Origin of the sequence: Pseudogemmobacter sp. W21_MBD1_M6 (genome assembly GCF_052119585.1) — a bacterium.
Classification (GTDB): Bacteria; Pseudomonadota; Alphaproteobacteria; order Rhodobacterales; family Rhodobacteraceae; genus JBGQOJ01.
Genome location: NZ_JBGQOJ010000008.1, coordinates 85,179 through 97,417, shown reverse-complemented (window position 1 = coordinate 97,417; position 12,239 = coordinate 85,179). Strand labels below are relative to the sequence as shown.

At 60.6% G+C, this 12,239-nt stretch carries 9 protein-coding genes; 6 read left to right on the top strand and 3 right to left on the bottom strand.

Going from position 1 to position 12,239, the window contains the following annotated elements; translation table 11 throughout:
* Positions 1–4: 4 nt before the first annotated feature.
* From ACEN2R_RS10600 to ACEN2R_RS10590, 3 genes are all read left to right on the top strand, one after another.
* Entirely contained in the window at positions 5–1,063 is a 1,059-nt protein-coding gene (locus tag ACEN2R_RS10600) for a C4-dicarboxylate TRAP transporter substrate-binding protein (RefSeq protein WP_442041989.1), read from the top strand.
* A gap of 84 nt (positions 1,064–1,147) precedes the next feature.
* Positions 1,148–1,705: a TRAP transporter small permease subunit gene (locus ACEN2R_RS10595; RefSeq protein WP_442041987.1), complete on the top strand. Its 558-nt coding sequence runs from the start codon at positions 1,148–1,150 to the stop codon at positions 1,703–1,705.
* Positions 1,702–3,030 (top strand): TRAP transporter large permease, encoded by a 1,329-nt coding sequence (locus ACEN2R_RS10590; protein ID WP_442041985.1) that lies wholly within the window; start codon positions 1,702–1,704, stop codon positions 3,028–3,030. The genes ACEN2R_RS10595 and ACEN2R_RS10590 overlap by 4 nt, the downstream gene beginning before the upstream one ends.
* On the opposite strand, the gene ACEN2R_RS10585 is transcribed toward ACEN2R_RS10590, so the two are convergent.
* Positions 2,935–5,760, bottom strand: a complete 2,826-nt coding sequence (locus ACEN2R_RS10585; RefSeq protein WP_442041983.1) for a cation-translocating P-type ATPase — start codon at positions 5,758–5,760, stop codon at positions 2,935–2,937. The genes ACEN2R_RS10590 and ACEN2R_RS10585 overlap by 96 nt on opposite strands.
* A gap of 219 nt (positions 5,761–5,979) precedes the next feature.
* Here ACEN2R_RS10585 and ACEN2R_RS10580 point away from each other — a divergent pair, with 219 nt between their 5' ends.
* From ACEN2R_RS10580 to ACEN2R_RS10570, 3 genes are all read left to right on the top strand, one after another.
* The gene (locus ACEN2R_RS10580) at positions 5,980–6,444 is read left to right on the top strand and encodes a YbhB/YbcL family Raf kinase inhibitor-like protein (RefSeq protein ID WP_442041981.1); all 465 of its coding nucleotides are present in this window, start codon (positions 5,980–5,982) and stop codon (positions 6,442–6,444) included.
* A gap of 80 nt (positions 6,445–6,524) precedes the next feature.
* Positions 6,525–7,103, top strand: coding sequence for an HPF/RaiA family ribosome-associated protein (locus tag ACEN2R_RS10575; protein ID WP_442041979.1), 579 nt, complete (start codon positions 6,525–6,527; stop codon positions 7,101–7,103).
* Positions 7,104–7,139: 36 nt separating this feature from the next.
* Positions 7,140–8,618, top strand: a complete 1,479-nt coding sequence (locus ACEN2R_RS10570) for a dihydrolipoyl dehydrogenase (RefSeq protein WP_442041978.1) — start codon at positions 7,140–7,142, stop codon at positions 8,616–8,618.
* On the opposite strand, the gene ACEN2R_RS10565 is transcribed toward ACEN2R_RS10570, so the two are convergent.
* Entirely contained in the window at positions 8,581–10,347 is a 1,767-nt protein-coding gene (locus ACEN2R_RS10565) for an SLC13 family permease (RefSeq protein ID WP_442041976.1), read from the bottom strand. The two genes, ACEN2R_RS10570 and ACEN2R_RS10565, sit on opposite strands and share 38 nt — an antisense overlap.
* 171 nt (positions 10,348–10,518) lie before the next feature.
* The gene (polX, locus tag ACEN2R_RS10560) at positions 10,519–12,237 is read right to left on the bottom strand and encodes a DNA polymerase/3'-5' exonuclease PolX (RefSeq protein ID WP_442041974.1); all 1,719 of its coding nucleotides are present in this window, start codon (positions 12,235–12,237) and stop codon (positions 10,519–10,521) included.
* Between the last annotated feature and the right edge of the window lie 2 nt (positions 12,238–12,239).

Below are 12,239 nucleotides of genomic sequence, written 5' to 3'. Positions count from 1 at the left end.
CCGAATGAACCTGAAACATTTGTTTGCCGCAGCGGCCCTTGCCGGAACGGCCCTATCGACATCGGTCTACGCACAAGACACGATCACCGTGAACATCGGCTCCAGCCACCCCGAAGCCAACATCTGGGCCTGGGCGATGAAGAACGCGTTCCAGCCAGAGGTGGACCGCCTGCTTGCCGAAGGCGGCACCTACAAGGTCAACTGGAACGAGGCCTACGGCGGCACGCTGTATAAATTCACCGACACCCGCGCTGCGGTCAAGGATGGCATCGTCGATGTCGGCATGGTCGGCACCGTCTGGGAAGGCTCTACCATGCCGCTCCAGAACGTCACCTACTTCACGCCCTTCGCCACATCCGACCACGAGCTGTTGATCAGCATTTTCGACAAGCTGACCGACGAACTGCCCGAACTGCGCGACAGCTGGTCCGCCCAGAACATGGTGCATCTGTCGTCGCTGATCACCGACAGCTATGACATCTACGCCAACTTCCCCATCTCCTCGATGGACGATCTGAAGAACCGCCGCATCAACGCGCCGGGCACATCCGCCAACTGGTTGCGCGACACCGGGGCAACCCCGATCGACGGGGCGCTGACCACCTATTACACCAACATCCAGACCGGCGTATCCGAAGGCGCGCTGTCGTTTGCGTCGGGTATCCTGCCGACCCGCGTCTACGAAGTGGCCCCCAATCTGACCCGCGTCGGCATCGGTGCGATGTATTTCGGCGGCATTGCGGTGAATAAAACCTTCTTCGACAAGCTGCCAGAAGAGGTTCAGGCAGCGTTTCGTGCGGCAGGCAAAGAGACCTCCAAACGGCACGGCGCCTACGTGACCGAAAAAGCCACAACAGCGATCACCGAAATGGAAGCCGCCGGTTTGCAGATCAGCGAAATGCCTGCGGCGGAAAAGCAGAAATGGGTGGATAATCTGCCCAACATCGTCGAGCCATGGCTTGCAACCGGCGGCGAGCCTGCCAAAACTGTGCTAAAGGCCTATTTCTCGGCGCTGCGCGAAAATGGCATCACGCCACTGCGCGACTGGGACGCGGGCCTTTAATCCAAGGCGGCGCATTCGCCTTGTCCGGCACAGGTCCGGGCAAGGCACATATCCGAACAGGACCGACATCGGGGGCACGCGGCATTGACTGACGACATAGACCTGGCCATTTCGGTGGACGCCCCCCTGAAACACCCGCCCAAGGGCCCGTTTGCCTTTGCCGCCAATGCGTTGGCTGCCATAGGCACAATCTGGATTTTCCTGATGATGCTGGTGATCGTGGCCGACGTTCTGGGCCGCAACCTGCTGGACGCGCCGATTACCGGCGTTGCCGAGGTCTGCGCGCGGTCCGTTGTGGCAATCGTGTTCCTGCAAATTTCTTCCGCCGTTCTTGCAGGTCGCATGACGCGGGCCGACTTTTTCACCCGCGTGATCGAAAGAATAAGCCCGACCGCCATGCGCCTGATCGACGTGACCTTTGCGCTGGTCGGGGCGGCGGTGTTCATCGGCATCATCTACGCCGCCTGGCCCGAAACCGCCGAGGCCTGGCGCACAAACGAATATTTCGGGGTTCAGGGCGTGTTCACAATCCCGACCCTGCCGTTCCGCGCCATCATCGTCGTAGGCTCTGCCTTTGCGGCGGTGGCCTATCTGGCGGTCGCGGCCACTCGACTGACGCCGCAAGGAACCCCCCGGATATGACTGCACTTACGATTGGAATTCTGCTGATTGTCGCGCTGGTGTTTCTGGTTCTGATCGGTATGGAAATCGCGATTGCCCTGTTTGTCGTTGCCTTTGCCGGCGTCTGGATCATCCGGGACAATTTCGAACTTGCCATGCGGCTTTTGTCGATCACGGCCTACAACGGCATCGCGGATTACCTGTTCGCAACCATACCGCTGTTCGTTCTGATGGGCCTTTTGGTCAGCATATCGAACATCGGGCGCGACACATTCGAAGTGGCCGAGGAATTGCTGCGCCGGCTGGCGGGCGGATTGGGCGTTGCAACCGTTGCCGCCAATACGGTCTTTGCCGCCGTGACCGGGGTTTCTATCGCATCCGCCGCCGTGTTCACCCGCGTGGCCGTGCCGGAAATGCGCCGCCACGGCTATAGCGCGGGATTTGCAGCGGGCACCGTCGCGGGCAGTTCGGTTCTGGGCATGTTGATCCCGCCCAGCCTGTTGCTGATAATCTATGGCGTTCTGGCCGAGGTTTCGATCGGGGGGATGTTCATCGCAGGTGTCATCCCCGGCCTGATGCTTGCCTTGGGGTTTGTCGCGATGATCATCCTGCTGGCAAGATACCGGCCCAACTTTGTCTTCGACGACCCCGAACTTGTGCGGATGCGCGGGGTGGCCCAAATCGGCAACCGGATGACGGGGCGCGAAATGGCGGTGAAACTGGTGCCGATCCTGCTGCTTGTGGTGCTGGTTCTGGGTGGCCTTTACAGCGGCTTTTTCACCCCGACAGAGGCAGGCGGCATCGGGGCCTTCGGCGCTTTGGTCATCGCACTGGCCCGGCGCAAACTGAACCGCCAGCGCATCTGGGAAGTGCTAAGCCAGACGGGCATGGTCTCGGTCGGCATTCTGATCCTGCTGATCGCTGCGGGCTTCTACAGCCGCATGTTGTCCGTTGCGGGCATTCCGAATGCCATTGGCGACCTTGTGCGCATGGGCGGGCTAAGCCCCTATGCCTTTTTGTTGCTTTACGTCGTTCTGCTTTTGCTTTTGGGGATGATCCTCGACTCCAGTTCCATCCTGCTGATCATGGTGCCGATCGCGGCCCCCATCGCCCAGACCATGGGGTTCGATCTGATCCATTTCGGGATTGTCACCGTGATCGCCGTGGAAATCGGGCTGCTGACGCCGCCTTTCGGAATATCGGTGTTCACCGTGCACAACACGCTGGATGATCCCTCTGTCAGCGTTGAATCAATCTTTCTGGGCACCCTGCCCTATATCCTTGTCATGCTCGTGTCTCTGATCGCCATCGCCGTTTTCCCGACATTGACGCTGGCTCTTTTGTAGCGCGGCCCGCCCGACCTGGCCCCCGCGCCGCGTCTCTTTGCGGTCCGGCCTGCCGGGGCGGGCCAAAAGAAGCCACCCCTGCCCCAGACCAAGCGGAACAAGACTGGCCCCCGCCGAAAGGGCCAGACCGTTCCAACCCGGATCGGGAAGACCAAGGATCCCCGCCAACCACGGCAGCCAAAGCGCCAGCCCGATCAGGCAAAGGCACAGCAAAAGCGCCCCCCAGACATAGGCATTGCGCGTGACCTCGTTCATCAAAATCCCCGCATCGCGGTCGCGCACATTGAACACATTCCAAAGCTGCGCCAGGGCAAGCGTCAGAAAGGCCACCGTGACGGCTGGTCTGGGGTCCAGATGAAGCCAATTGAGGGCAAGCACAAACGCCCCGAGTGTCGCAACAGTCACCGCCGCGCCCAAAGCGCCGATCAACACCCATCGCGGGCGGTTCACGATCGCCTGTTCGGGATCGCGCGGCGGCTTGCGCATGATATTGTCGTCACCCCGCCCCAGCCCAAGCGCGAAGGCGGGAAACACATCTGTCACAAGGTTCAGAAACAGGATCTGCAACGGCAAAAGCGGCGCTGGCAATCCGGCCCCCACGGCAATCCCGACCACCATCACCTCGCTGACATTGCAGGACATCAGATACACCACGAACTTGCGGATGTTGTCGAAAATCACCCGCCCCTGACGCATCGCCGCGATAATGGTTGCAAAGGCATCGTCCTGCAGAACCATATCGGCCGCCTCTTTTGCGACCTGCGTGCCGCGCTTGCCCATGGCAATGCCTATATCGGCCTTTTTCAGCGCAGGCGCATCATTGACCCCGTCGCCGGTCATCGCCACCACATGCCCGGCCTTCTGATACAGCGCCACAAGCGTCAGTTTGGTTTCCGGCGCGACACGGGCAAAGACATGCGCCGACAGGATCCGCCTGCACTCTGCGTCACTGACAGTGTCCGTGTCGATACCGGCAAGTTCGGTGCCTTCGACCACGATCAGATCGCCATCCCCCAGACCTGCCTGCCGCGCGATGGTTTCGGCGGTATCCGCATGATCACCGGTCAGCATGACCACCCGAACGCCCGCCGCGCGGCTGGCCTTGATTGCATCGGTCACATCGCTTCGCAACGGGTCCAGAAGGCACACAAGCCCCACCAGCGTCAGCCCCGCATAGGGGTCCGCGTCCCTGGTGCCCGCGTGTTTCAATGCCAAAGCCAACAGCCGCAGACCTTCCCCCGCTGCCGCCGCACCGCGCGCCGTCCAGTCCTCGCGTGTGGTGTCGTCCATATCCTTCGGGCCATCCGGTGTCATGACATGGTCGCACAGGTCGATCACCGCCTCGGGGGCGCCCTTGACCGCCACAAGATAGCCGTCGGCGTCGCGGTGCACCGTGGCCATCATCTTGGCACCCGGATCAAAGGCGTGCTCGCGCACCTCGGCCCGATCCTCAAGCAGGCCCGCCCGCCCAAGTCCCGCAGCGCGGGCGATCGACAATAGCGCTATTTCCATCGGGTCGCCTGCCCGCCCGTCCTTGGACCCGTCGCCAAGGTCGGCGGTGTTGCACAGCGCCCCGATCCGGATTGCCCAGCCAAGGCGTTCGTCAGACGACGGATCAAGGGGGTTCTGCCCCTCCGCAAATTCCGGTTTGTCGCCGTTGCGTTTCACATCCACATCCGCCCCGGCCAGCAAATAGCGCACCGCCGTCATGCGGTTTTCCGTCAGTGTGCCGGTCTTGTCCGTCAGGATCACCGTCGTCGCCCCCAGCGTTTCCACCGACGACAGCCGCGTGATCAGGGCGTTGCGCCGGCTCATCCGCCACATCCCGCGCGCCAGACACAGCGTCGCGACAACCGGCAGACCCTCGGGCACGGCGGCGACAGCCAGCGCAACGCCCATCTGCACCATCACCGCCACATCATGCCCCCGCAAAACACCGGCCCCGACCGTCACCCCCGCGAACACCAGCGTCAGCCAGACCAGCCGATGCCCCAGCCGGTCAAGCCTGCGTTCAAGGGGTGCGGCCTCGGCTGCGGCAGTCTGCGCCAGATCGCTGATCCGGCCAATTTCGGTTGCCATACCGGTTGCAACCACCAGACCCTCGCCCGTGCCCTGCGTGATGGCCGTTCCCTTGAACGCCATGCTGGCGCGGTCCCCCAGGGCCGCGTCCTGTGCGATTGCCTCGGTGGATTTGCCGACCGGCGCGGATTCTCCCGTCAGCACGGATTCGTCCACCTGAAGGTTAGAGGCTTCGCTCAACCGCAGATCCGCCGTGACAACATCACCGGCCTCAAGGATCACCACATCCCCCGGCACAAGGTCGTGCGCATCGATCTTGCGCACTTCGCCACCCCGCCGCACGCGCGTTTGCACCTGTGCGATCTCCATCAGGGCCTCCATCGACCGCGCCGCCCTGAGTTCGGTAAAAAACCCGATGGCCCCGTTGATCAACAGCACAACGACAATCGCAAGGCCCTCGGCGATGTCACCCAGAACGAACGACATCGCCGCAGCCCCGGTCAGCAGCCAGACGATGACGCTGTTGAACTGATGCACAAGGATCAGCAGCGTGCTTTTCTTCTTGTTCGTGCGCAGCTGGTTCGGCCCGCAGGTTTCAAGCCTTGCCCGCGCCCCGGCCTCGTCCAGCCCCTTGGTCAGGTCGGCCTTCAACCGGCTTGCAACGTCCTGCAACGGTTGCGCGAAGGGTCTGTCGAGCGTGTAATCGGGCACATCGCCTCCTGCGGTTCAAGGTCCGGCACCGCGCGACGCAACCGCGCCGCCTGCAATACCAGACAAAGAATGCCCCGATGCGGCCTGACCGGCATTAATCAAAATCAATAGCTGCGGATAGAAAAGGCGCCGCGTGACCCCATCAGATTAACAGACGTCAATGCCGACGTGCCGATATCCGCGCAGACTGTCCTTGTATTTCAACCGAAGGAGCGCGCCATGCTGACGCTGACCAGTCCGGATTTCAAGATGGGCGAAACGATTCCCGAACGGTTTACCTGTGACGGAGAGAACCTCTCTCCGGCCTTTGGCTGGACGGGTGTGCCGGACGGCACAAAGGAGCTTTTGCTGGTCTGCGATGATACCGATGCGCCGGGCGGCATCTTTCACCACTGGGCGGCGTATTCGATCCCGCCCACATGGTCCGCCCTGCGCGCGGGCTTTGGCCCCGAAACGCTGGAGCCCGGATTCCGACAGGCAATCAACGACTTCGGAAAACCCGGATATGGCGGCCCCTGCCCGCCACGCGGCGATAAACCCCACGCCTATCACTTTCGGCTCAGTGCGCTTGGTGATCACATCACATCTGCGGCCTCCGGTGCCACATGTGTCGAGATCATGCGCCTCGCGCAGCCCTACATTCTGGAATTCACTGAACTTGTCGGAATGTATGCCCGTAAATAGCGCGACATTGTCGGCGGTGTTCCCGCTGAATCCCCGACTTGGTTCGGATCAACGGCATCAGATTTAAGGAGTAGCACAACATGCAAACCCCTTTGGAACTTGCTTTCAAAAACGTAACGCCAACCGACGAGATCAAGGCGCTGGTTCAGGAAAAGGTCGACCATCTGGAACAATTCGCAGATCAGATCACCAGTTGCCATGTCTATATTCGTGCCCCGCACAACAGCCAGAAAAAGGGGAACCTCTACGAGGTGACCATCGAGGTTCGCGTGCCGGGCGATGAACTCGTCGTTCACCACCAGCAGAATGACACCGCCGAACACGAGCATCTCAAGGTGGCAGTGCGCGATGCCTTCGCCTCGATGGCGCGCGAAATCAAGCGCTGGAAGCAGAAGATTGGCGGCGACGTAAAGACCCATGACGGACCGCTTCAGGGAAAGATCGTCGAAATCCACCACGATCAGGGCTATGGCCAGATCATCGCAACAGACAACCGGCTGGTCTATTTCCACAAGAACAGCGTCGTCGACGGCGACTTTGACCAGCTGCAAACCCGCGACACCGTCGAACTGGTGGTGCAGACCGACGAAAGCGAAATAGGCCCGCAGGCAAGCACGGTTCGCCCGATCAGCGCTTTGAAATACAACCCTGCCGGTTGATTGCGGCAGATCGCATCGCCCCCAAGGAGGACCACCATGACACTCGAGGATATCGACGTTGCCATTCTGGGCGCAGGCACTGCCGGTCTTTCGGCGCGCGCCGAGGTCGTGAAAAAAACCGACAGCTATATGGTTTTCGACCCCGGGCCATTGGGCACGACCTGTGCGCGTGTGGCCTGTATGCCATCCAAGGCGTTCCTTCAGTCGGCGCATGATTTTCACAGGCGCCACAGCTTCCGCGCACTGGGGATTCGCGGGGCGGATCACCTTCAGATCGACGCAAAGGCAGTATTGTCTGAAACACGGCGCCTGCGGGATGGATTTGTCTCTGGCGTGGTGAAGGGAATGGACGCATGGAAAGGTGACCACCTGATACCGCACAGGGCGGCCTTTGCGAAGGATGGGATGCTTCATGCCAATGGCCGCGTCTTTCGGCCACGGGCCACAATTGTGGCCACCGGAAGCAGCCCCGTGATGCCCGCCACATGGCCAGAAACGCTGGGCAAGCGCGTCTTCACAACCGACGATTTCTTTGATCTCGAAACGCTTCCGCCGCGCATCGCGGTCATCGGACTGGGGCCGGTTGGGCTGGAATTGGGGCAGGCCCTTGCCCGGCTTGGTGTCGAAGTGACGGGGTTTGATCCCTCGCCCGGTTTTGGCGGGTTATCCCACCCCGACCTGCACGACCTTGCATCGACCGCCATGCAGTCCGAGTTCAGGATTGTCACCGCGACCGTTGAGCCGAAAGCCGGACCAGACGGCGCGGTGACCATGCACTGGGATGGCGGACAGACACAGGTGGATTGCGTTCTGGTCGCCATGGGCCGGATGCCTAATCTGGACGGTCTGGGTTTGCAGCATCTTGGCATCGGGGTAAATGAAAACGGCCAGCCCGACGTCAACGAATCCTGTCTCGCCATTCAGGGAACACGGGTCTATCTTGCGGGCGACGTCTCCGGCCTCAGGCCGCTTTTGCACGAAGCCGCCGACGAAGGTCGCATCGCAGGCTACAACGCCGTTCGCGGCAAGGATACCGCATTCCGGCGGCGCATTCCGCTTCACGTCACCTTTACCGATCCACAGATTGCCAGCGTCGGCGCTGGCTGGGCGGACCTGAAACAGCGCAAGGATGAAATCGCGGTTGGTCCGGCTTCATTCAGCAACAAGGGCCGTTCGCAACTTGCCCGCAGCGGGGACGGCGCGATCCGGGTTTATGCGGAAAAGGCCACCGCACGGCTTTTGGGTGTCGAGATGTTCGCACAAGATGCCGAACATCTGGCGCATATGTTCGCCTATGCGCTGGCACAGGGCGCGACCCTTGGCGATCTGCTGAAAATGCCGTTTTATCATCCAACCTACGAAGAAATCGTTCGCAGCGCCTTGCGCCGCGCACGTAAACAGTGCGCCGTCGAAACGGACAAGTCCGAGCTGGAGACGTTCCGCTGCGATGACACGCCGGTCGATGCCGCCGCACCTGTCACGGCCAGAACAGCGGCACAAGAACCAGAAGAATAGCAACACTGATGATCGTCAGCGGCGTCCCCGCCTTGACGAAATCCACAAAGCGGTATCGCCCGACATCATAGACCAGCAAACATGCGGGTTCGAGCGGCGATATAAACGAAAGCGAGGCCGACAACGTCACCAGAACGGCCAGCATCCGGGGGTTCAGGTCCAGCCCCTCGGCGGCGGCAACGGCAACGGGAATAACCGTCAGTGCAGCCCCTGCGTTTGACATCGGTTGGGTCAGCAGCACCGCCAGAACGCAAAAGGCCGCCATCGCAAAGACCGAACCGAACGGCGCCACGGTTTGCACGATATACATCGCCAGATATTCCGCCGTGCCGCTGGTTTCCATCGCCAGCCCAAACCCGGACATCGCGGCAATCACCACCAGAAGCCGCCATTCGATCAGGCGGTAGGCCTCCTGCATGGTGACCCCGCCGGTCAGAACCACCACCAGCAACGCGATCAGAATACTGAGCGAGAAAGGTGCAATCCCCAGTGCGCCCACCAGCACAGCAATGATCATCGCGCTTAACGTCAGAATACCCTGCCGCGGGGTGATGACCGTCTCGTCAACGCTCATCAGAACGCGAAGGTCTGTTTTCCCGCGCATACGCCTAAGGCCCTGCTGCGACCCCTGAAGCAACAGCACATCGCCCGCGCGCAACTGCATGTTCTCGATACGCGCAGGTCGGCTGCGGGTGCGGCGGTAAATCGCCAGAACGATACCGCTGGACTGATCGAAAAACTGAAGCTGCTTCAGCGTTTTCCCGACCAGCCGCGATTGGGGCATCACAACAGCCTCGGCCATCACCGGAACCATGTCTTCGCCATACCGGATAGAAAAATGCTCGTCAGGTTCCAGAGTGAACAGTTTCGACTTCTTGAGCTTGAGCAGCCCGTTCCGCGATGCCCGGACGATCAACTCGTCCCCCTCTCTCAACTTACGGGAATGGTGGGGGTCCAGACGCTTGCCGCCCCGGTCGACGCTTAGAAGATCGGCATCGAAATCCTTGAAATTCAGGCCCCCTATCGGCGTGTCGATCACCGAAGAGCCTTTGGCCAAGCGAAGGGTTGTGAAGAAGCGGCGCGGTTCGGATTGCCCCTCTTCCTCCACCGGACTTCGCGGCGTAATCAGCCATTGACCGGGAAACACCAGCCAGACAAGGCCGATAACGGTGATTACAGTTCCAATCCCCAGAAATTCGAACAGTGAAAACGGCTCCATTCCCAGCCGGGTGATCAAGCCGCTGCTGGCCAGATTGGCAGAGGTTCCGATCAAGGTGCACGACCCGCCAAGCATCGACGCATAGGCCAGCGGCATCAATATGCGGCTGGCACTGATTTTGGCGCGGCGGGCCATCTCGACGGCGGGCGAGATCATGATGGCAGTCGTGTTGGTATTGCTCAGCAACGCGGAACTTGCCGCCGATATCCCCAGAAGCAACAGCATTGAAACGCGGTTACGGTGCGTGCCGCCGACCTTGTTCGCATAGTTGCCAAGCCAGTCCATGACGCCCGCCTCCACAATGGCGCCAGCAAGCACCATGATCGCCGCAAGAATAATGACGATCTCGCTGCCGAATGCCGCGAACGCATCGGCGGGCGTCAATATGCCGAACAGCATAAGCGCCGCCAAAAGGGCCAATGCGACGACATCGACCGAAACCCATTCGGTCATGTAAAGCCCCATGGCAAAAACCAAAAGCCCAAGGACAGTTGCGATCTGAAAGGTCATGATGCAGCACCGCCCAGACATAAATCCATCCCGAACCCGCCAAAAGAACAATGCGCATTGGGAAATTTGTTCATGCTGCAACCCCGCGTGTTTCGAACCCGACCGGGCATTGTCCCATGACTGTCGCCCAACGCATTGATCAGGGTTAACGAAAGATGCCCCCGACGGGCATTACCGGCGCAGCAATTTTGATAGCGCCGACCAGTTGCGCGTGTTCACAACGTTGTCCGGCCCCAGCCAGCCGCGACGCGCCTGATCAAGACCAAACCGCATGTGGTCAAGCCCGCCTGTGGAATGCGCATCGGTCCCGATCGAAACCATCACTCCGGCGTCTTTGGCCATCCGGCAGTTGATGTCGTTCAGGTCAAGCCGCAGTGGCTCTGCGTTGATCTCCAGAAAACATCCCCGATCGGCGGCGGCTTTCATCAGGCGCTTCATGTTCAGGGCGTAGGGCCTGCGTTCACCGATCAACCGGCCCGTCGGATGCGCGATGATATTGACGTGCCGATTGTCCATTGCGCGGATGATCCGCTCGGTCTGTTTGTCTTCGTCCAGATCGAAATTCGCATGAACGGCGGCAATCACAAGATCAAGCTTGTCCAGCACATCGTCATCGTAATCCAGACTGCCATCCTTCAGAATATCCACTTCGCTGGCCTTCAGGATGTGGATACCGCCCAAATCGTCGCGGACCCTGTCGATCTCGTCCAGATGTTTCGCCAGCGCAGCCTCGTCAAGCCCGCCGGCCTGAGTCTGGCTTTTGGAATGATCGCTGATCGCCAGATACTCATATCCGCGCGCGATCGCCGCCTCGGCCATTTCACGTATCGAATTTCGCCCGTCAGAGGCTGTGGTATGGCAGTGCAGGTCGCCGCGTATATCAGCCAGTGTGATCAATTCGGGCAACGCGCCCTTTTCGGCGGCTTCGATCTCTCCTCGATTCTCGCGCAGGACCGGCGGTATCGGCGGCAGGCCGATCGCATCGTAGACCTCTTGTTCGGTCGCACCGCAAATGCGGGTCTTTCCATCGAAAACCCCGTATTCGTTCAGCTTCAGCCCGCGGTCCTGCGCCCGTCTGCGGCAGGCAATGTTATGCGCCTTGGACCCGGTGAAATAATGCAGCGCCGCGCCAAAACTGACCTTTGGAACAACCCGCAGATCAACCTGCAACCCCGAACGCAACTTGACCGTTGAACGGGTTTCGCCCTGCGACACGATCGTTTCAACCTCGTCATAAACGACAAAGCGGTCAATAACGCCTTTGCCGTCCTGCGCTGCGGCAAGGATATCAAGATCACCGACCGTTTCCTTGCGGCGGCGATAGCTACCGGCGATCTCGGCGGTCTGCACGCCGGGGGTGTCCTTGATATAGGCAAGAAGCGGGATGGCGAAATCCTCGGCCATGGCAAGCCTGACGCGGTGCTCTGCAAGATCGCCTTTCTTCAGTTCATCCCGGATTTTCTGCTGCGTCTTTGGCCCGAAGCCGCTGATGCCGGCTATCTTTCCGGCCTCGGCGGCAGCCTCGAGATCATCAAGCGACCCTATATCAAGCGCCTCGTGCAACGCCCGCGCCCGTTTTGGGCCGATGCCGGGGATCGCGGTGATTTCCACCAGCGTATCGGGGATGTCCTTGGCGATCTCGTCCAGCAGCCCCAGATGTCCGGTTTTGACGATTTCGGAGATCTTGCCGGCAAGATCCACGCCGATGCCCGGCAGTTCGGACAGATCCTCGCCCTCCTCCAGCATATCGGCAATGTTGCGCCCCTGATCGCGGATCGTGGCTGCGGCGTTGCGATACGCGCGGATACGAAAAGGATTGGCCTGCTGAATGTCCAGCAGGTCAGCCACATGATCGAACATCGTCGCAATTTCGCTATTGTGCACCGGCATCA